Source organism: Pelosinus sp. sgz500959 (assembly GCF_042610375.1).
Classification (GTDB): domain Bacteria; phylum Bacillota; class Negativicutes; order DSM-13327; family DSM-13327; genus CTSoil-075.
Window position 1 is genome coordinate 70,653 of record NZ_JBGJZL010000005.1, and the last position, 20,390, is coordinate 91,042.

Annotated in this window: 17 protein-coding genes and 1 riboswitch; of the genes, 14 read left to right on the forward strand and 3 right to left on the reverse strand. The window is 36.0% G+C overall.

Going from position 1 to position 20,390, the window contains the following annotated elements; translation table 11 throughout:
* Nucleotides 1–30 precede the first annotated feature (30 nt).
* Nucleotides 31–816: a response regulator gene (locus tag ACAN52_RS09340; protein ID WP_378954430.1), complete on the forward strand. Its 786-nt coding sequence runs from the start codon at nt 31–33 to the stop codon at nt 814–816.
* Between the two features lie 59 nt (nt 817–875).
* Here the strand turns inward: ACAN52_RS09340 and ACAN52_RS09345 are convergent, their stop codons facing one another.
* Both ACAN52_RS09345 and ACAN52_RS09350 read right to left on the reverse strand, forming a co-directional pair.
* The gene (locus tag ACAN52_RS09345; protein WP_378954431.1) at nt 876–1,466 is read right to left on the reverse strand and encodes a TetR/AcrR family transcriptional regulator; all 591 of its coding nucleotides are present in this window, start codon (nt 1,464–1,466) and stop codon (nt 876–878) included.
* 59 nt (nt 1,467–1,525) lie between these two features.
* On the reverse strand, nt 1,526–2,281 hold the full coding sequence (locus ACAN52_RS09350; RefSeq protein WP_378954432.1) for an SDR family oxidoreductase: 756 nt from the start codon (nt 2,279–2,281) through the stop codon (nt 1,526–1,528).
* Between the two features lie 328 nt (nt 2,282–2,609).
* Nucleotides 2,610–2,739: riboswitch (FMN riboswitch) on the forward strand.
* 86 nt (nt 2,740–2,825) lie between these two features.
* On the opposite strand from ACAN52_RS09350, the gene ACAN52_RS09355 reads away from it, so the two are divergent.
* The 6 genes from ACAN52_RS09355 to ACAN52_RS09380 all read left to right on the forward strand — a co-directional run bounded on the left by ACAN52_RS09355 (nt 2,826) and on the right by ACAN52_RS09380 (nt 9,697).
* Nucleotides 2,826–3,407 carry an ECF transporter S component gene (locus ACAN52_RS09355; protein WP_378954433.1) on the forward strand — a complete coding sequence of 194 codons (582 nt, stop codon included), beginning with the start codon at nt 2,826–2,828 and terminating at the stop codon, nt 3,405–3,407.
* 142 nt (nt 3,408–3,549) lie between these two features.
* Nucleotides 3,550–4,905: an MATE family efflux transporter gene (locus tag ACAN52_RS09360; protein ID WP_378954434.1), complete on the forward strand. Its 1,356-nt coding sequence runs from the start codon at nt 3,550–3,552 to the stop codon at nt 4,903–4,905.
* A 327-nt stretch (nt 4,906–5,232) separates the two neighbouring features.
* A complete protein-coding gene (locus ACAN52_RS09365) occupies nt 5,233–5,691 on the forward strand; it encodes a methylated-DNA--[protein]-cysteine S-methyltransferase (RefSeq protein WP_378954435.1) in 459 nt (152 codons plus the stop codon).
* A 4-nt stretch (nt 5,692–5,695) separates the two neighbouring features.
* Nucleotides 5,696–6,304: a DNA-3-methyladenine glycosylase family protein gene (locus ACAN52_RS09370; protein ID WP_378954437.1), complete on the forward strand. Its 609-nt coding sequence runs from the start codon at nt 5,696–5,698 to the stop codon at nt 6,302–6,304.
* 27 nt (nt 6,305–6,331) lie between these two features.
* On the forward strand, nt 6,332–7,798 hold the full coding sequence (locus tag ACAN52_RS09375; protein WP_378954438.1) for a tetratricopeptide repeat protein: 1,467 nt from the start codon (nt 6,332–6,334) through the stop codon (nt 7,796–7,798).
* Between the two features lie 24 nt (nt 7,799–7,822).
* The gene (locus ACAN52_RS09380; RefSeq protein WP_378954439.1) at nt 7,823–9,697 is read left to right on the forward strand and encodes a tetratricopeptide repeat protein; all 1,875 of its coding nucleotides are present in this window, start codon (nt 7,823–7,825) and stop codon (nt 9,695–9,697) included.
* Nucleotides 9,698–9,746: 49 nt separating this feature from the next.
* Here ACAN52_RS09380 and ACAN52_RS09385 read toward each other — a convergent pair whose 3' ends face one another.
* Nucleotides 9,747–11,105, reverse strand: coding sequence for an S-layer homology domain-containing protein (locus ACAN52_RS09385; RefSeq protein ID WP_378954440.1), 1,359 nt, complete (start codon nt 11,103–11,105; stop codon nt 9,747–9,749).
* A gap of 409 nt (nt 11,106–11,514) precedes the next feature.
* On the opposite strand from ACAN52_RS09385, the gene ACAN52_RS09390 reads away from it, so the two are divergent.
* The 7 genes from ACAN52_RS09390 (at nt 11,515) to ACAN52_RS09420 (ending at nt 20,276) form a co-directional block, all read left to right on the forward strand.
* The gene (locus ACAN52_RS09390; RefSeq protein ID WP_378954442.1) at nt 11,515–12,486 is read left to right on the forward strand and encodes an AEC family transporter; all 972 of its coding nucleotides are present in this window, start codon (nt 11,515–11,517) and stop codon (nt 12,484–12,486) included.
* Nucleotides 12,487–12,745: 259 nt separating this feature from the next.
* Complete coding sequence (locus tag ACAN52_RS09395) at nt 12,746–15,628, forward strand: sigma 54-interacting transcriptional regulator (RefSeq protein ID WP_378954444.1); 2,883 nt, start codon at nt 12,746–12,748, stop codon at nt 15,626–15,628.
* A gap of 29 nt (nt 15,629–15,657) precedes the next feature.
* Complete coding sequence (locus tag ACAN52_RS09400; protein WP_378954445.1) at nt 15,658–16,104, forward strand: PTS sugar transporter subunit IIA; 447 nt, start codon at nt 15,658–15,660, stop codon at nt 16,102–16,104.
* A gap of 45 nt (nt 16,105–16,149) precedes the next feature.
* Nucleotides 16,150–16,464, forward strand: coding sequence for a PTS sugar transporter subunit IIB (locus ACAN52_RS09405; protein WP_378954447.1), 315 nt, complete (start codon nt 16,150–16,152; stop codon nt 16,462–16,464).
* Between the two features lie 27 nt (nt 16,465–16,491).
* On the forward strand, nt 16,492–17,913 hold the full coding sequence (locus ACAN52_RS09410) for a PTS galactitol transporter subunit IIC (protein WP_378954449.1): 1,422 nt from the start codon (nt 16,492–16,494) through the stop codon (nt 17,911–17,913).
* A gap of 49 nt (nt 17,914–17,962) precedes the next feature.
* Nucleotides 17,963–18,769 (forward strand): HAD-IIA family hydrolase, encoded by an 807-nt coding sequence (locus ACAN52_RS09415; RefSeq protein WP_378954727.1) that lies wholly within the window; start codon nt 17,963–17,965, stop codon nt 18,767–18,769.
* A 151-nt stretch (nt 18,770–18,920) separates the two neighbouring features.
* The gene (locus ACAN52_RS09420) at nt 18,921–20,276 is read left to right on the forward strand and encodes a sn-glycerol-1-phosphate dehydrogenase (protein ID WP_378954451.1); all 1,356 of its coding nucleotides are present in this window, start codon (nt 18,921–18,923) and stop codon (nt 20,274–20,276) included.
* The last annotated feature ends 114 nt before the right edge of the window (nt 20,277–20,390 follow it).

The window sequence follows — 20,390 nt, forward strand, 5'->3', positions numbered from 1 at the left end:
GTTTATGAATGATCTGGAGGTAATTTTAAGATGGCAAGAGTGCTTATTGCGGATGATTCCGCTGTGGCCCGGAGTATTTTACGGAAAATTATAGTGTCATTAGGTCATGAGGTTATTGGTGAAGTAGCAAATGGCTCACAGGCCTTTGTGGAATATACGAAACGAAAACCAGATGTAGTGACGATGGATTTGACGATGCAGGGATTGGGCGGGGCGGAGGCGACGTCTAAAATTATTGCTGCTTACCCTGAGGCTAAGATCATAGTGATCAGCGCCATGGAAGAACGCGGAGTCGTTATTGATGCCTTGGAACGTGGAGCTAGACATTTTATCATCAAACCGATAAGCAAAGAAAAGGTTTCGGTGGTATTGAACAATGTTTTACAGCAAGATTTTGATTTGAAGAAACATATTGAGCGTGTGCGGAGAATGAAAGGGTCAGATGATCCTACAACCGCAGTGGGGAGTGGTGGGAACAAATATTTATCCCCTTATTTTATCAGTGCTCAGAGCGGAAATTTGGTACATGTGATTATTAACCCTACGATCACGCTGACGAGTTGTCAGTCTTTAGCGTTAGAAATAGAAGAATATTTAACAGGTAAGCCACGAGTACTGTTTGACTTTGGGACAATGTTAACACTAAAGCAAACGCTCTTGGTCAAACTGAATGAATTAGTCGAAACCATCGAAAATAATGAAGGTAGCGTAAAGGCGATATCTAATAATAAGAGATTTGTTGAAGCTATTTCTAACATGGAAATGAATAATGCTCCAAATTTAATGGGTGGCATATTACATTATCTTGCAAACTGAAGATAACTAAAAAAACACGAATTGCATGAGATGCAATTCGTGTTTTTTTGGCTGTGATGTTACGTAAGACCATCAAGCAATACTTCGACTATTCTTTGCAACAGTGGTTCTCGTTGTTCATCCTTATGATCTAGAACCATGCGCGGATGGTGAAAAGAAATAGTAGCTTCTAATAAGAGTTGTACTACTTTTTCTGGTGATTCCCCACGGATTTCGCCAGTAGCGATTGCTTTTTGAACGAGGATTAAAAGCTGCTCATTTAAGTGATGCAAATGATTTACAATAAATGGTTTTAGTATTTCCGCCGCCATATTGAAAGATTTGAAAAGCTCAGGGTCTTTTAGAACTTTCTCTTTTTTTAGTTCGTGGTATTTCAGGAACCATTCCGTAATGACTTGGCGCGCCGGTGCTTCTTTTTGTGATAGCTGTTCGAGTGTGTTATCCATTTGAGTCAGCCAGCGTGCTGAAATCCCATCCAGTAGGGCGGCTTTGTCAGGAAAATGATTGTAAAGCGCAGCGTGACTTATTTTAAGTTCCCGAGCGATATCCGTTAAACGGAATTTTTCAAATCCATAATAGCGGATCTTTTCTTCTGTGATTTGCATTACTTTTTCTTTAAGTTCCTCAGAGGTTAATCCGGTTTTAGCCATATTATTTTCACCACTATTTCATTAATTTTGGCAGATCATAGTCAGCCATGATACCACAATTATATCATTCCTCCGTTAATTCGAATTGTTTGTCCTGTTATCCAGCGTGATTCTTCACTGGCTAAAAAGAGCACAACGTTAGCAATGTCATTAGGTTCTCCCAAACGTCCGAAGGCATTGGTTTTGCTGAGGATTTCAATTTGTTCTGGGGTTTTCCCCACGGTGAAAAGTTCCGTATTTACTGGGCCTGGTGCAACCGCATTGATCGTAATTCCTTTGATTCCAAACTCCTTTGCCAATTGACGTGTGAACTGTTCGACAGCTCCCTTGGTACCAGCATAGATGCTATAGCCTGGAAACATCATACCGGCAACGGAAGTGGAAAAATTGATGATTCGTCCGTTTGTCTGCATATAGTTAGCTGCTTCTTGACAAGCAAAGTAGGTACCTTTTACGTTGATCGCCATAATTTTATCAAAATCTTCTTCTGTTACCTTTGTAATTGTTTTTGTGGTCATAATACCAGCATTATTGACAAGAATATCAACTTGTCCATATTGATCCATTGTTTCTTTGAAGAGTCGCTCTACTTCAGCAACACGGCTGATATCTGCTTGAATAGGGAATGCTTCGCCTCCCAGTGCTTTAATATGAGCAACGACTTGGTCTGCTTTTTCCGAGTTAGTAGAATAATTGATGATGACTTTTGCTCCATTTAATGCTAATTCCTCTGCAATTTTTTGCCCAATACCTCTTGATGCACCTGTTACTAAAGCCACTTTTCCTGTCAGTTTTTTCTCTTGAATATGAGTCATTTTCATCATCCTCCTAAAATTAAGATCTCTTAATTTAAACTAACTATCAATGAAAAATTCTAGTAAAGAAATCTTTAATGACAGTTATTTTTCTGCGTTATATATTACAAAAAATATAACATGTAATATAATGAAAGTCAATAAGAGTAAATTAGATGTTAAATAAATTATTTTTAAAGATAAAAAAGGATCAAGGTTATAATTTATTTGATAAGATAAAATGAGTAAATAACTACTTGCGCTATGAAAAAATAATTGTTATGATATTCATTATAGTAACTACTAAAAAATAATTATTTTCTTTTAAACTAAAAAATTAAATATAGTAGAATATCTTCAGGGCAGGGTGAAATTCCCGACCGGTGGTAAGTAAATTATGTTTGCAAGCCCACGAGCCGTAAGGCAGATTTGGTGTAATTCCAAAGCCGACAGTAGAGTCTGGATGACAGAAGAGAAAACAGCACTTTATGTGTTTACATGTCATACCTAAATTCCGAAGATATTTCGGAATTTTTTTATTGGCATTTTAAAAGGAGAGGATCACATGGTTTACAAACGGACGTCTTATTTAACTAAAATTGGCATACTATCAGCGATTGCCGTCATACTCATGTTTTTTGAGGTACCAGTACCGATGATGCCAAGCTTTTTGAAATTGGATGTTAGTGAATTACCGGCGATGATTGGTGCTTTTATGCTAGGACCTATGGCTGGTGTATTGATTGAACTGATTAAGAATGTATTACATTTGGGGAACACTCATACAATGGGAATTGGTGAAATAGCTAATTTTTTAGTGGGAGTCTCTTTTATTGTTCCCGCAGGTTATTTTTATCAGAAAAAGAGTAGCCGAAAAGGGGCCATTTTATCATTGGCAATCGCTACTTTTACGATGATGATCTCTGCATCTGTATTGAATTATTTTATTTTAATTCCCCTTTACCAGACAGTCTTACATTTTCCTTTAGATCAAATGATTGCCTTAGGGACGGTCGCCAATCCTCATATTATTGATTTAGCATCCTTTATTACCTTAGCGATTGCACCTTTTAATCTTATAAAAGGCTTTATTATTTCTATATTCGCAATGATGATTTACAAAAAAGTTGTGCCTATTTTATCCTAGGGATAGAAAAAATAAGGATTAGTCAGTCCAAAGAGAGCTTACTTCTTGTAGTAGGCTCTCTTTGGGTACGTAGAGTGAAATTGAAATTTTGTAGATCATAAGGTAGAATGGTTTGTGCTTAAATGTAGTGGTTGGAGGGTTTATGGATAATTCTAAATTACTTGGTGAAGAGAAGATTGGTAAGTTATTGTGGAAATTTTCAGTACCAGCGATTGTTGGGATGCTCGTTAATGCGTTATATAATGTTGTTGATAGTATTTTTGTTGGAAATGGTGTTGGAGAAATAGCGCTGGCAGCAGTGGCAATTGCTTTTCCAATTATGGTTATTCTAATGGCTTTTGGGGTGCTGATTGGTGTAGGGGCTAGCTCTCTTATCTCAATTCGCTTAGGACAGCAACGGATTGATGAAGCTGAAAAAATATTAGGCAATGCTTATATGTTAGCAAGTATAGTGATGACAGCTCTTAGTATGTTGATGTTGATATTTTTAGATCCCCTATTAATCAGTTTAGGAGCTGGAATTGATTTGTTACCCTATGCGAGAGATTTTATGAGTATTATTTTGTTGGGCAGTGTGTTTATGCATATCGGTTTTGGTATGAATACAATCATTCGTGCTCAAGGTGATCCTAAAACTGCAATGCTAACGATGTTTATTTCAGCAGGGATCAATATAGTGCTGAATCCCTTATTTATTTTTGCTTTTAAAATGGGGATCAGTGGCTCTGCATGGGCTACAGTATTGGCGCAGGCAGTATCTGCCATATGGGTGACGTTGTATTTTATTGGGAAAAAAAGCTTTTTAAAATTGCGGATTGCTAATCTGTATCCTGATCGGTATATTATTTTGCAAATTATGAAAAATGGTTTGTCTCCATTTTTGATGCAATTTGCGAGTAGTATCGTTGCAGTACTTTTTAACTTTAGTTTATTAAAATATGGCGGTGAAGTTGCAATTGCTTCTATGGGGATTATCCAACGCGTAGCCATGCTGCTAGTCATGCCGATGTTCGGTATCAGTCAAGGGCTGCAACCGATCATTGGTTTTAATTATGGAGCTAAGAAATATGATCGTGTAATTAAAGTTTTAAAACTCGGTATTATTTCTGCAACCGTTTTATCAATCATGGGATTCATTGTAATACAAGTTTTTGATACTAAAATTATAAGTGTATTTAATCAAGATCCTGCCTTAATTGCTGTGGGGAAACAAGGAATCAAGATTGTACTTGCCATGTTGCCTATACTGGGTTTTCAATTAATCAGTGCACAGTATTTTCAGGCTGTAGGCAAAGCGAAACATGCAATTTTTTTGAGTATGTCTCGGCAAGTGATATTACTGATTCCGCTCTTACTCATTATGCCCAATCTATTTGGTCTTATGGGAGCATGGATAGCCACGCCCCTTGCTGACTTGGGAGCAGCCGTAGTTACAGCCGTATTCTTACTAAAAGAATTACGTAGAATGAATAGTGCCATCAACAAAAATCCTCTCTGAGAGATTTTGTCTCCCTATATAAGAGTGATGTATATCATATCTATTAAATACTAAAAAATCGTATGAAGCTGCGAATTGCGTAGCTTTTTTATTTTGTATCGGTGAGAGATTATTTTTGTGAAAAATTGATTGATGAAATATAAGAGGATTTATTTATAACCTTGTTTTATAATACAAGTAAGAAAAACATGTGTAAGAAAGATTATTTTCAAAATCTTGAAATTGTACATTATACAGATTTTTGAGTATATCTAATTTTTATCAAAGATTTAAAGAGAAAACAGGCTTAATTCCTAAGGGATATAGAAAAACAGGAGGCGGAAAATCATGAATATTTATTTTTATCATACGGTGATAGGGAAAGTCGGTATTGCTGAAACAGAGGGCAGTATTACAAACGTATATTTTGAAAAGGATACTTTACCTAATAACGTAATCGAAGAAGAAACACCTTTACTGGTAGAAGCCGCAAGGCAACTTACGGAGTATTTGATGGGGAACTTAAAGCAGTTTACACTGCCTCTTGCACCTGTTGGTACACTATTTATGAAAGAAGTTTGGGCACAACTTTGTGATATTCCATATGGACAAACAGCTAGCTATAAAGACGTTGCCGTAAAAGTCGGCAATGAAAAAGCTTCAAGGGCTGTTGGACTTGCTAATAATCGTAATCCTATTCCAATTTTTATTCCATGTCATCGTGTGATTGGATCAAATGGTACTTTAACAGGTTATCGTGGAGGGCTTGGAGTTAAAAAAATATTGTTAGAGATTGAAAGGAAATAAACTCATGACCTTTTTACAATACGGAGAAGTGGAAATTGAGTATTTAAAACGAAAAGATAAAAAACTGGGGATTGCGATCGATAACATTGGTCTTATACAGCGAGAGGTGACGCCAAATGTATTTTCTGCACTGATCCAAAGTGTATTAAGTCAGCAAATATCCACTAAAGCGGCACAAACAGTGTGTCAGCGAATGAATACTCTGCTTCACCATGAGATCACACCACAAAGTATAAGAATGGCAGGCTTAGATGCAATCAAAGCCTGCGGAATGAGTCAACGAAAAGCAGGCTATATAATAGGCATTGCAGAGGCGGCTCTTACTGGAGTTGTTGATTTTGATGCCTTACACACTTTAACTGATGAAGAAATTATAAAAAAATTGACAACCCTTAATGGGGTAGGGATTTGGACAGCCGAAATGTTGTTGATTTTTTCTTTGTGCAGACCCAATATTGTAAGTTATGGCGATTTGGCAATCCGTAGAGGTATAATGAACTTATATGGGTTGAAGGAGTGTCCGAAAGAAATTTTTGAGAAATATAGAAAACGGTATTCCCCATATGGATCGGTCGCATCTCTTTATTTATGGGCATTATCGGCAATCGAATAGGCAAGACTGAATCAAGGGGGAGAGTAGATGACTCCAAAAATGTATCTGGATTTCGGAATAAAGTTGGTTATGGAGGGCGATTTAGAAAATGCAATTACAGCTTTTTGTACAGCAATAACCCTAAATCCCAAATATTCACCAGCCTATAATAATTTAGGGCTAGTTTTGCAAAAAACAGATCGTCCGCATGAAGCTGAGGCCTGTTTTTGTCGAGCGATTGAATTAAGTCCAGATGATTCATGTGCGTATAATAATTTAGGTTTAGTTTTAATGGAACTGGATCACTTTCAAAAAGCTGAAGCATGTTTTCGTAAAGCTATCGAATTAAATCCCAATCATCCAGCACTTTATAATCACTTAGGCACTGTTTTGGAAGAAAATGATCACTTAGTTGAAGCTGAGGCTGCTTATTGCCAAGCGATCGAACTAAATTCAAATTATCCAGAAGCCTACTATAATCTAGGAATCTTTTTAAAAGTCACGAAACGTTTTGAGGAAGCAGAGAGTCGCTTTCAACAAGCACTTAAATTACGACCTGATTATTCTGCAGCAATTTATTCTCTTGGAAATTTACATTTATTAAAAGGCGAGTTTGACAAAGGCTGGGCAAAGTATGAAGAGTCACGTCCTAAAAGATATGGATATAGGACGTTGAAAATCCCTCGCTGGCAAGGGGAAGACTTAACTGGACGTAGCATCTTACTGTGCTGGGAATATGGATTTGGCGATACGATACAATTTATTCGTTACGTAGAAAAAGTAGAAAAATTAGCGAATAAAACGAGTTTATGGATTCAAAAACCACTAGAACGTTTACTAACTGCTGCCCATCCTAATTTGACAATTTATGCAGGAGAGAGTATTGGAGACAATCAATATGATTATGTCTGCTCCTTGCTGAGCCTGCCAACGATATTTAATACCTGCAATGAAAGCATTCCACCTACTGTCCCATACAGACCAGAGAGCCGTAAGGTTTCAGTTAAGTGGCATAAAAATCTTGAAAAAATCGACAAGAATAAGAGATATAGGGTTGGTGTAGTTTGGGCTGGGCATCCTAAACATCTTAATAATGCCAAACGTTCGATCCCTTTTGATGTATTTTGTACTTTATTTGATCATTCGCAAGTGAGTTGGGTTAGTCTGCAAGTTGGAGACAGAGGGGAAGATTTACTGGGAACGCCATATCCTGTCATTGATTTTTCAAAAGATCTTGTTGATTTTATGGAAACTGCAGGATTGATTGAAACTCTTGATTTAGTCATAACCGTTGATTCTGCAGTGGCTCATTTAGCTGGGACTATGGGGAAAAAAACATGGGTACTTTTACCTTTTGATCCTGATTGGCGTTGGCAATTGAATCGCGAAGATAGCCCTTGGTATCCGACAATTAGACTTTTTCGTCAATGTAAGCTTGGAGATTGGCAAGAAGTGATGGAAAGAGTGAAAGACGCTTTGCAGAATGAAGTAATGGAAGGCAATATTACATATTGAATGAAGTTCAGGGAGAGAAAATAGATGAATGTGATGATGTATTTAAATAAAGGAATAGAACTGGCTATAAAGGGAGAATTGGAAGAAGCTGGGGAGCTATTTCGTCAAGCTATTGATTTTGATCCAAATTGTTCAGAAGCTTACAATAATTTGGGATTGGTTTTTAAAGATACGAATCGTCTAGAGGAGGCAGAAGGGTATTTTCGTAAAGCCTTAGCTATAAATCCTAATTGCCCAGAGGTGTATAATAATTTAGGCATTGTACAGACAGAGGCAGATCATTTATATGAGGCCCTTGATTCATTTCACTGTGCAATTGAACTAAATCCTGAGTATCCAGAGGCTTACAATAATTTGGGCATTGCCCAGAGCAAAATGAATCTTTGGGATGAAGCAGCATATTCATTTACCAGGGCCATTCAATCGAATCCAAATCATTCAGAGACTCATTTTCATTTAGGTATTGCACAGTTAAGGCGAAATGATTTAGACGAAGCTATCAATGCTTTTTGCCAAGCGATTGAGTTAAACCCTTATTATGCAGAGGCCTATTTCAATATGGGGGTTATACAGGCCGAGCTCAAGATGATGGATGAGTCTGTAGGAATGTTCTATCAGGCCATTGAGCTAAATCCACATTTTTATGAGGCCTATAACAATGTAGGCGCTGTTTTGCGAATTATGTACCAACTTGAGGCAGCGGAATTTTGCCTTCGCCGTGCCATTGAGCTGAGACCCGATTATTCAAAAGCTTATAATAACCTGGGATTAGTATTAAAAGATCGTTATTGCTTAGCTGAGGCTGAGGTTTGTCTTCGGCATTCCATTGAGCTAGATCCTAATGATCCAGAGACATATAATAACTTAGCTTTAGTATTAAAAGATGTTGATCGCTTAGAAGAAGCAGAACGTTGTTTGTGCCGCGCTATCGAACTTCGCCCTGGTTTTAAGGAAGCAGAATTTGCTCTCGCATTTTTATATTTGCTCCAAGAACAATATAATAAAGGTTGGGGCAAATATAATGAATGGAGGGAGTTTTATGAACCTAAATTGAAAAAAATTGGTTATCCTCATTTGGATTGTCCTCGTTGGCAAGGAGAAGATTTGACTGGGCGGAAGATTTTATTATTTAGTGACCAAGGATTTGGTGATGCGATCCAATTTGTGCGATATGGGAAAATGATAGCAGAATTAGGGGCAAAAACGAGTATATGGGTACAAAAGCCTTTAGAACGATTGATTAAAACCTCTATAAATTCTTGTGAAATCTACAACGATGACGATACTTCATCGGGACAATTTGATTTTTCTTGCTCATTATCAAGGATGCCCTATATGTTTAATACTGATAGGGAGACAATCCCTCAAGTGATTCCTTATATACAAACAAGCTGCGAGTGCGCAACTATCTGGCAAGAGAGGCTTAATCAATTGGATGGAGGGCACAAATATCGGGTTGGTGTCGTTTGGGCTGGGAATCCCAATCATGAAAATGATCGCAATCGCTCGATTGTATTTGACGTATTTAAAGAATTATTTGATATAAATGAAGTAAGCTGGATCAGTTTACAAGTAGGAAAACGAGCGGAGGATTTACTGCAAACACCTTATCCGGTCCTAGATATTTCTGAACATCTGAGTGATTTTTTTGAAACGGCTGGTGCCATTAATAATCTTGATTTAGTCATTACGATTGATTCTGCAGTAGCTCATTTAGCAGGGGCGATGGGGAAAGAAACTTGGCTCCTTGTACCTTATAATCCTGATTGGCGTTGGCAATTAAAACGAGAAGATAGTCCTTGGTATTCAACGATGAAGCTTTTCCGCCAACATGAACCTGGTAATTGGCAAGAGGTTCTGACGAGAGTGAAGGACGCTCTAAAGAAAGTTCATTTATAAAGTGAAACCAGCCTTCCCGTGGGAAGGCTGGTTTTGCTTTATCATCGATTTAGAATTTATAAATAAACTGCAGTTTCCAAAAATCATAGTCGTTGGTAGAAGCTGTTTTATCTTTTATAGTGGCATATTGAAGTTTTCCTGTCATATTTTTACTAAAGGCATAACGGTAGGCAAAATCAAGGGTTTTATTGGCATTGCTATTTCCTTCATCGACAGTATCAATTGCGGTATATGCTGTGTAGATACTGTTTTTCTGAAGAACGAAATACTGAGTAGTAAAGTTTTGGTCACCTTTATCTTTTAGAGATTGGGCACCATAGACAACTTTCGCCATGCCAAATGCACCATCTGAAGTCGCCTCATTGTTTTTACCATATTCACCGCTAATTGAGAGCTTATTGTTGAATTTCCAGCCTAAATTACCATATGTATAATTTAATAGTTTTTTATCATTTTTCCAATTTCTAAAGGTGGCAGCACCGACGGCCCAGTTCAGTTTACCGCTTTTAGCAGAAGCTGAAATGGCTTGAACATCAACGTTAGAAAAATCTGCAGCATAAGTTCCAGCAGCACCGCCTGCTTTATTATCAAAAGCATATCCGCGTACGCCACGTGCAAAGCGGCCGTGCTTGACATCAAAATTCACACCATTTGATTCCCAGGCAAGTTTTGCACCATCAAAACTAAAGAATGCACTATCAACAATCATATCCTCGTTATCAAGGTCGAGTGCTTGACGTCCTAGCGTTGCTTTTACTGCACCGATCTTGGTGGTAGCGAAGAAACGATCAATTTGTGCACCATAGGTATTACTAGATGAGTTGCCTTGCGTACCACCAAGTATAGAATTTGCCGCTCTAAAGTTATCTTGGGTAGGGGCAACATTGACTATACGCATTCCAATGGTTGTATTATCATCAACTTTGGCAGTTCCATTCATTCTAAACCAAGAAGATTCTGTATGGGAGCCTATTGATGTTGGAGCATTTTTCATGCCTTTTATCTTTTCTTGTACCAATAAGGCTCCAGAAAATTTAATTGTAGACTGATTTTTCTCCACTTTAGTTAGGCGAGTATCTAGGTTTTCAATTTTATTCATTTCTAGAGCATATTCGTTAGCTAATTTGTCGATGAGGGCTTTTTGTGCGATATTGGCTTTGTTTTCATTAATCATCGCCTTGTAAACGATCTGTGCCATTTCACCGCGACTCATGGTTTTGTCAGTGACAAATTTACCGTCTTCGTAACCATCAATAATGCCAGCCTTCGCAAGATAAGTCAATGCCTCATAAGACCAGTGATTAGTAGGAACATCTGTAAATATTGGGGTGGACGTCGCGGCCCATACTGGACTTGCGATATTCAGGGTGAGTGCCAAAGCGGAACCCACAATTAAATTTTTTTTCATTAAATGATTACCCCCTACGTTATTAAAATAATTGCGGAATGATTTGTGAATCATGATGAATTTGAAAAAAATAATAGAAATAAGTTCAGGCATGTAACAGGGTCAAATGATCAATAAATACTTTTTTGGTTGGTATGTGAGCCTCCTTTTTATATAATGCTAATATTTTATAATATAAAATCACTGACGAATTTAATAATAATTCACAATCTTTCAAATAAATAGTATTTTGGACTTATTGTTCATTTTGGTTATTATGTTCATTTAAATTTCCGTTGAAAATTGATTTCTAAATCAAATATTATGATGAAAAAGTTTTCAGAAAAATGAGTGGAAGGAATATACAAATGATAGCAGAATAGAAAGAAATGAATATATGGTTAATAGATAGTATGAAAGAGGTTAAATCATGGATATAAAGTTAAAACTGGCGTATATTTTTATGGATCTTTTGTTACCCCTTATGCTTGGCTACTTTTTTCGTCGCAGAAACTATTTGAGTGAAAAAAATTGTGATCGATTAATTGTATTTAATATTTTAGTTATATCGACAGCTTTATCAATTCTTAGTTTTTGGACTTTGCCTTTAAAGTTAGAGTTAATGTGGCTGCCACTCTTTGGGATTTTGCTTAGTATTATTCCTGGTACGACGGCATTTTTAATATCAGGCAGTAAGTATGATAGTGGCTTAGAAAAAGGAAGTTATTTAGTATCTGCCATTTTGTCGAATATCGGTACTTTAGGTGGACTTTGTGCTTATATCATATTTGGAGAAGCTGCATTTGCTTATACGCAGATTGTAGGGTTGTTCCAAGGGTTAGTATTATTCTTATTTTGCTTTCCCATGGCACAATATTATAAAATGAAAAGTAAACCTTCTGAAGAGAAAGAAAAAATCACCTTTTCCTCTATGTTTTTGAATCGCAATCAGTTACCAGTCGTGGGTTTGGTTATTGGAATGTTACTCTGTATCAGTGGCGTTCCGCGTCCAGATTTTTTCGGTATAGTATTTGATCCCTTAGTCCATCTTTGTGCGTGGACGGCTCTGATTCCAGCAGGTTACTCCATTGAATTTTCAGGGATGAAACCATATTATGGCACAACTCTCGATCTTCTTCCGATTAAATTTATTGTTACGCCAATACTGGGTTATTTGCTGGCACGGGAACTTTTTACCGATCCTGCATTACTGGGTACTATTTTGATCATATCCAGTGTACCTACGGGGATCAATGCAATTGTCACTGCTCGGCTATATGGTCTAAATCTACACGTTTCCGGTGCAGCTTTTGTGGTAACAACGGCCGTTTTTTTAGTCCTTGTATATCCAATTATCTTTTTTTGGATTACTACGAATGGTTTGGGGCATTTACATTTTTAGTTGCTTGTCTCATAGGGGAAATTACTGAACATAGATAAAGGGAGCTATCAATTAGATTGTATCTAATTGATAGCTCCCTTTATCTATGTTCAGCATAATAGAAATATGTAAATAAAGTTTTGGGAAAATGTACAAATTTTTCAGAAAATGGTAAAATATTTTTCAAAGCTATAAAAATTGCATAAAAATGGAAATGTAAAATTTGTTTTTTGTATGGCATAACACTTGCATAGTATATAAGCAGAAGAGGGGTTTGGTAATGGATTTAAAAGAAAAAATGTTAGGTATTATAAGAACTGAAAACATAAAAGATCCTTTTACAGATGCAAGACTAGCAAAAATGTTATCAATCACAAGAGAAAATATTACTGTTTTGCGTAAGGAATTAAATGTTGGCAATTCCAGAGAGCGCCGCAAACCTCACTTAAAAAAGGCTATTGAAAATATCGTAAAACAGAATAGTAAGCTCAATATTACGGAGATCACTAAAAAATTAATGGAATCAGGGTTTGATGTATCACGGCATGTAGTCGAAGAATTCTTTAATGATGTTGACATGGAGAGTCCACAAAAGGAAGAAAAAGTTTCAGTGTTACAAGATCCTTTTTCAACGTTAGTGGGATATAGCGGTAGTCTAGAAAAAAGTGTTATACAATCCAAATCTGCAATTTTATATCCACCATTTGGTTTATCGACGTTGATTATTGGGGAAAGTGGTGTTGGAAAAACACAATTTGCTGAATGTATGTATAATTTTGCAAAACAGAAACAAATTATCGCAGACCATGTGCCGTTTATCGTTTTTAACTGTGCTGATTATAGCGATAATCCACAACTGCTATTATCACTGTTATATGGTTATAAAAAAGGTGCTTTTACTGGCGCTGACAGTGATACAGAAGGACTCGTTGAACATGCCAATCATGGGATTCTCTTTTTAGATGAAATTCATCGGTTACCACCTAAGGGGCAAGAAATTCTGTTTTCAATATTAGATCGGGGGCAGTTTCGTCGATTAGGTGAAACAAAAGATGAACGCAAAGTAAAAATTATGTTTATCGGTGCTACGACCGAAAATATTGAATCTAGTTTGTTGCTCAGTTTTAGAAGACGTATACCCATGATTATTTCGATTCCATCCTTACATGAAAGAGCTTTTGTTGAAAAAGTTGAAATCATTTATGACTTTTTTCAACAAGAGTGTAATCGAATTAATGTGAAAATTTTTGTAGAGTCGAAGGTCATTGAAATTTTGACACTGAAACGATTTAACGGTAATATCGGTCAATTAAAAAGTACAATACAAGTTGTTTGTGCGCGGGCATTTATGAAGAATATTGGTAAGGATCATGAAATGATCAGTATAGGGTATGAGGATATATTAGAAACAAATAGTATCCAACATGATTTTATTTTGGAAGATGTTAATATCGTCGAAGTTAGAAACTACATACAAGATATGTTATTTATACCCTTTGTTAACAATAATACTCACGTTGCTAAGAAAAACCAAGATATGGAGTGTTATTTACCAGAGGATTTTTATCGGCAGATTGAAAAAAAGTATCATGAATTAACTAAATTACATATTGATTTTTCTGAAGTCAAAGAAATATTATGGACGTTTATTATGAACGAATTTAGTAATCTTGAAGCCGGTCTGAATGGCAAATACAAATATTTTTCCTTAACTGAATTAGTTAATATCGTAGATAAAGAAATTATTAATTTAGTGAAAAAAGTAAGAATGCTATTAGTTACGGAGCATATGTACAACGATATTAATGAAAAAATTTTTATTTATTTGGCCATTCATTTAAATGAAACGATTAAAAGAATACGCTTAAAACAACAAATTATTAATATCAATTTATCAAAAATAAAAAAGGATTTTACGAAAGAATATCACTTAGCCAGTCAAGTTGGTACTTGGCTACAGGAAATAAAAAATGTAGAAATACCTGATGATGAAATTGGCTTTATTGCTATGTATATTAAGGCAGCGATCCAAAATAAATTACCGAAAAATCGGGTCGGTGTGATTGTTGTATCTCATGGGCGAATTGCTACAGAAATTATCAACGTGGTGAGAGCTTTACTCAATGTAAATTTTCCTATTGCTATTGATATGCCTTTGGATGAAAGTCCATCTATTATCTATGAAAAAATTATTGGGATTTCTAAAATGATAGATGAAGGTAGGGGCATCTTATTTTTAGTTGATATGGGTTCTTTGATTAATGCTGGTAAAATTGTGACGGACAAATTAGGCATACCAACTCAAACTCTTGATCGAGTAGATTTGTTGACCGTAATTGAAGCCGTACGTAAAGCATCGATTCCTGAGAATAGTTTAAGTGAAATATATTCTAGTTTAGTAAAAACTCGTTATAACTATCCTTTGTTGAGCATTGAAGAAACGAGTAAACCCATCGCAATTGTTGCATTATGTTTGACTGGTGAGGGAACGGCTTATCATATTCGTCAAACGATTGAACGAAAGTATGCAAATGTAACCGTTTTCCAAGTCGGTATCATGGACGAACAATTACGAAATAAAATTAAAGAAATCCAAGAAAAATTTAAAATCTTGGCGATCATCGGTACCATTAACCCAGAAATTGAAGGCATTAATTTTGTTGTCTATGAGCCTTATTTACTTGAAAGTGGTATTAGAGAGTTTGATGCAATTTTAAATATTGAAAAAGGTAAAGACTTGGCAGATTTTTCAGAAGACGATTTATTGGTTTTTGAATCAGAGATTCGTTCACAAAAAGAATTAATTGAAGTGATGTGTTTACTACTCATTAATAAAGGTTATGTGAAAAAAGAGTTTTTACAATCAGTTTTACATCGTGAAGAGATGGCACCGACTTTCTTAAAAGGAGAAATTGCCATTCCTCATGGGGACTCTCACATTGTTAATAAATCAGGGATTGTAGTTGCTAAATTAAAATCTCCCATCCCTTGGGGAAGTGGTCATGTAAATGTTGTATGTTTACCAGCATTTAAAATTAATGACAAAAATGTTGTTAAGCGTCTTTTAAAGCCTTTCTTACATCTAGAGTTCATTGAAAAGTGGCGCACGATAACCGATATGAACACTTTTAAAGAAATGCTATATGAGAAGATGAAAGAGTAATTTAAAAAATGAAGGAGTGGTTGTAGATTATGTTGGATTTGGATTTAGTTGTATTAAAAATGAAAGCAGAAACTTCAAGTGAAATTATTCGAAATCTAGGTGGATTGATGTTGTCGAAAGGCTATGTAAAGGATAGTTACATTGAAGCGGTGTTAGAAAGAGAAAAAAATCTTCCAACAGGACTCCCCATTGATGATTTTTGTGTCGCTATTCCTCACACTGATTCAGAGCATGTGAATCAATCAAATATCGGGATTGCAACCTTAGAGAAGCCAGCCATATTTCACTCCATGGTTAGTCCAGAAGAAATATTATATGTAGAATTAGTTTTTTTATTAGCAGTGAAAGATCCTATCTTGCAGCTTGAATTATTAAAGAATCTCATGTCAGTTTTTCAAAATAAGGAATTATTGATCGCATTGAGGAATGCCACTTCCAAAGAGGAGGTTAGGGAGTTATTAAGTTGTCTTGGCTAAAAACAAGACAATATAATAAATAAAATATAGAAAGGTGGAACAAAAATGAGAAGGTTTAATGTGCTGTCAGTGTGTGGTTCGGGTACAGTTACTTCATCAATGATTGCGGAAAAATTAAAAGAAGCAATGGAGGAGCGTGGTATCAAAATTACGGCGACGGAAGCTAAACCAACAGAGGCTTTGAATTTGGCAGAAGGTGGTCGATTTGATTTTATTACGCACACCAGTCCCCTGCCAGCCGCAAACTATGGAATTCCTACAATTAATGCAGTCGGTTTTTTGACAGGTTTTGGTGAAGAAGAATTTTTGGTAGAAGTTATGAGTGTGATCGAAGAGCTAGGCGGAAATAGCGGCAAATAAAATAGTGAAAAATGAGGGGGAATCAATGTGTTTCTTCAACTATTAAAAGATGTATTTCAGACTTTTGGCTCACCAGTTTTTGTTCCAGTTATCATCTTTATTATTGCTAAAATATTAAAAGTAACGAACAAAAAGGCCTTCTTTTCTGCATTATATGCAGGAGTAGGGCTCGAAGGGTTTACTCTTTTACTAAATGCTTTTACACCCATTATTACACCTGTAGTCAAAAGCATGGTCGAGAATACTGGAATTCAGCTTCCTGTATTTGATGTGGGCTGGCAAGCGACTGCACTTGTTGCTTACTCCACAGAAGCTGGCATGGTTTTTTTAGGCGTTGGTTTATTAGTGCAAACAATACTATTTTTGACGCGATGGACTTCTATTTTCCAACCTGGTGATTTATGGAACAATTATTCTTATATGGTATGGGGCTCTATGGTTTATATGGCAACAAAAAATATGTGGTTGTCTCTAGGATGTATGATTTTATTAAATATGTATAGTTTGCTTATTGCAGAGTTATTGGCTAAGAGATGGTCAACCTATTATAAATATCCTAATTGTACAATTATTGCCATGCATAATATTGAGGCCGCTATTTTTACTGTTGTTTTTGATCCATTACTCAATGCTTTTGGTTTAAATAAAGTTAAATTGAGCCCTGAAGAACTGCAAAAAAAATTAGGATTCTTTGGTGAACCTGTTTCCTTAGGACTGTTATTAGGTATTTTTATTGGTATCATGGGAAATTTCAAAAGTTTAGGAACATTGGCTGCATGGGGTCAAATTACGACAATGGGGATTGCTACTAGTGCTATTATGGCTCTTTTTCCTCGCGTAGCCGGTATATTTGCCCAATCTTTTCTCCCAATCACTGAGGCTGCTCGGAAATCTGTTAAGAATGATAGTAAATCACGTCAATGGTTCCTGGGGGTAAATGATGCGACTGGATATGGAGAACCTGCCACTTTAATCTCTGGTATCATTCTCATTCCCATTATGGTTTTTATGGCTCTTGTATTACCAGGAAATGAAGTATTACCCGTTGTTGACTTGTTAGCATTACCTTTCATGGTACAAGGTATTGTGCCACTGGTAAATGGTAATATCTTTAAAGTCCTTATTACAGGTGCAATTTGGTTTAGTGCAGGTCTGTATATGTGTACGTATACGGCACCCATGTTCACAGATATTTGTTCATCAGTGGGTGTTCATTTACCAGTCGGTGCCTTACTAATTACTAGTTTTAATATTTTAGGAAAACCTTTAATGGGATTAGTATTTTTAGCCTTCTTAAGTCAGTCCCCACTATTAATTGGTATCGCAGTAGCAGTATATTTCATTTTATATCTATTATTCAGAAAGAACAAAGAAGCTGTATATGATTACTTAGATCAAAATGCCATGAAAAATACAGTGGAAGATCGGACAAATGAAATAACTGCATAACTTGAGTCTATGTACAAGAATGCCAGTAAGTTGAGAAAGGAGATAGATGGTGAATAATTTGCATTTATTAAAACCGATAAAATGTTTTATTCTTGATTTGGATGGAACAGTCTATTTAGGAAAGAAAGTACTAGATGGTTCAATCGAATTTTTAGAAACCTTAGGAAATAATAATATACAGTTCAAATTTTTTACCAATAATTCTTCTAAAAATGCAAAATTTTATGTAAAAAAGATAAAGAGTATGGGGTATGATGCAAAGGAAGAGATGATGCTTATTTCCAATCAAGTCATCATCCGTCATATACAAGAAAAAATGCAAGATAAGAAAGTTTTTGTTTTAGGTAATGAATATTTAAAAAGTGATTTTATTTATTCTGATATCAATGTGGTAGAGGACGATCCTGATGTTGTTGTGGTTGGTTTTGATACATCTTTAGCCTATGAAAATATTTCAAAAGCTTGTAAGTTTATCAGAAATGGTGCGACTTTTTTAGGTGTACATCCAGATTTTAATTGTCCAGTTGAGAATGGATTTATTCCAGATTGCGGGTCAATTTGTGCGATGATTACTGCTTCTACGGGCGTACATCCAGAGTATTTTGGAAAACCATCCATTCATACCTTACAATATATTCTAAATAAAACTGGGTTAAAAGCCGAAGAAATTGCCTTTGTCGGAGATCGACTGTACACGGACATTGCCATTGGTCAAGGAAACGATGCAGTGACGATTCTTGTATTATCTGGCGAAACCAAATTACAGGATTTACAGGAATCAACAGTAAAGCCAACTTTAATATTTAATTCTCTGAAAGAGGTAAAAGATGCTTTACAGGAAATATACCCATTATAGAGAAAAGTATAATTGAGATTTAAAGCTAATGTTAATAAAAGAGAGGCTGCAAGAAATTCAGAGAGTTTCTTGCAGTAAACTTTTATGCATATCCTATTGATAGAGTGATATACCTATAGAAAAATAAAGAAGAATATGAGGTGCTAATAGTATGAATGAATTATTAACTAAAACTCCAGAAGAAATGGCAGGTTTAAATTTTCCATGTTCCTGCGGAAAAACTCATAGTATTGATATTAAGGATGTTCGTATTGGGACGCATATTCTGACTGATCTTATAGATTCTTTGCAACCTTTTCGAAAGGGTACCTTGTTATTGATTGCAGATTGTAATACCTATGAAGCGGCAGGAAGGCAAGTTGAGTCCATTCTGAGTAAAGATTTTCAGCTTAAAAAAGTAATTTTCTCCAACCCGCATCTTCATCCTGATGAAATTCCATTAGAACAATTACGCGCTGAAATGAATTCGGACATTACAGCCATTGTCGTTGTTGGTTCTGGAACACTCAATGATCTGGCTCGCTATCTGAGTTATGAAACAAAAATTCCTTATGTCGTGGTAGGTACAGCCCCTTCCATGGATGGATATGCTTCTATGGTGTCACCACTCATTACGAAAGGGGTAAAAGTGACTTATAATGCAGTGTATCCATACTGCATCATTGCAGATCTTTCCATTATGAAGGAAGCACCATTCCATATGATTCATGCTGGTCTTGGCGATATTGTCGGGAAATACAGTGCCCTTGCCGATTGGAAATTAGCTAATATTCTTCATGAAGAATATTATTGTACGGCTACAGCAGAACTCGTAGAAAAAGCGATTGAACAGTGTGTTTCCAGTGCTTCTGGTATTCTGACAAGATCGCCAGAGTCTATTTGCAGTATCATTGAAGGTCTGATTTTGTCAGGTATGTGCATTGGTATGACAGGAAGTTCAAGGCCAGCTTCAGGAGAGGAGCATCTCTTATCTCATGCGTGGGAGATGTTAGGCCTTATTCGCGGCCAGGAAACTCATTTGCATGGTAACCAAGTTGGGATTGGGACTGAAATTATTCTCCATGTTTATCAATATTTATTACATATGGATATTCATAAAATTTATAATGAAGGAAAGTTTAGGTCTTTTAACCGAGAAAAATGGGAAAATAATATTACACAATTATTTGGTCATGTTGCACCTGAGATGATTCAGAAAAAAGCACCTTATCTAAACTTTACTGAATCTGCCCGCGAAAAAGCTGCACAACATATTGTAGAAAAGTGGGAACATATGAAAGAAAGTGTATTTATAACAATGCCTACTCCAACTGCTTATCGCCAAATGATGGATCGTGCAGGTTCACATCTTGGTCCTCTTGATCTTAAACTTGACCGAGAATCATTTCGTTTAAGCTTACTAACGGCGAAAGAAGTTCGCCAACGATTTGGCGTGATGCAAATGCTAGAAGATTTAGGGCTTTTAGAAGAAGTGGTCGACATGATTACAGATATTTATTATTCATAATACTCGAGAAAGATATCTTTAAAATGGCACTTTATACTTGTACTCTCAATCGAAAAATTAAGGCAATTGATCAAGTATTGCTTGATAAACATTTTTTGAGAAAGCATGGAATAA

What these genes read in the sequence shown, in the direction of transcription:
- ACAN52_RS09340 (WP_378954430.1), top strand. Translation starts at nt 31, where the DNA reads ATGGCAAGAGTGCTTATTGCGGATGATTCCGCTGTGGCCCGGAGTATT.
- ACAN52_RS09345 (WP_378954431.1), bottom strand. Translation starts at nt 1,466, where the DNA reads ATGGCTAAAACCGGATTAACCTCTGAGGAACTTAAAGAAAAAGTAATG.
- ACAN52_RS09350 (WP_378954432.1), bottom strand. Translation starts at nt 2,281, where the DNA reads ATGACTCATATTCAAGAGAAAAAACTGACAGGAAAAGTGGCTTTAGTA.
- ACAN52_RS09355 (WP_378954433.1), top strand. Translation starts at nt 2,826, where the DNA reads ATGGTTTACAAACGGACGTCTTATTTAACTAAAATTGGCATACTATCA.
- ACAN52_RS09360 (WP_378954434.1), top strand. Translation starts at nt 3,550, where the DNA reads ATGGATAATTCTAAATTACTTGGTGAAGAGAAGATTGGTAAGTTATTG.
- ACAN52_RS09365 (WP_378954435.1), top strand. Translation starts at nt 5,233, where the DNA reads ATGAATATTTATTTTTATCATACGGTGATAGGGAAAGTCGGTATTGCT.
- ACAN52_RS09370 (WP_378954437.1), top strand. Translation starts at nt 5,696, where the DNA reads ATGACCTTTTTACAATACGGAGAAGTGGAAATTGAGTATTTAAAACGA.
- ACAN52_RS09375 (WP_378954438.1), top strand. Translation starts at nt 6,332, where the DNA reads ATGACTCCAAAAATGTATCTGGATTTCGGAATAAAGTTGGTTATGGAG.
- ACAN52_RS09380 (WP_378954439.1), top strand. Translation starts at nt 7,823, where the DNA reads ATGAATGTGATGATGTATTTAAATAAAGGAATAGAACTGGCTATAAAG.
- ACAN52_RS09385 (WP_378954440.1), bottom strand. Translation starts at nt 11,105, where the DNA reads ATGAAAAAAAATTTAATTGTGGGTTCCGCTTTGGCACTCACCCTGAAT.
- ACAN52_RS09390 (WP_378954442.1), top strand. Translation starts at nt 11,515, where the DNA reads ATGGATATAAAGTTAAAACTGGCGTATATTTTTATGGATCTTTTGTTA.
- ACAN52_RS09395 (WP_378954444.1), top strand. Translation starts at nt 12,746, where the DNA reads ATGGATTTAAAAGAAAAAATGTTAGGTATTATAAGAACTGAAAACATA.
- ACAN52_RS09400 (WP_378954445.1), top strand. Translation starts at nt 15,658, where the DNA reads ATGTTGGATTTGGATTTAGTTGTATTAAAAATGAAAGCAGAAACTTCA.
- ACAN52_RS09405 (WP_378954447.1), top strand. Translation starts at nt 16,150, where the DNA reads ATGAGAAGGTTTAATGTGCTGTCAGTGTGTGGTTCGGGTACAGTTACT.
- ACAN52_RS09420 (WP_378954451.1), top strand. Translation starts at nt 18,921, where the DNA reads ATGAATGAATTATTAACTAAAACTCCAGAAGAAATGGCAGGTTTAAAT.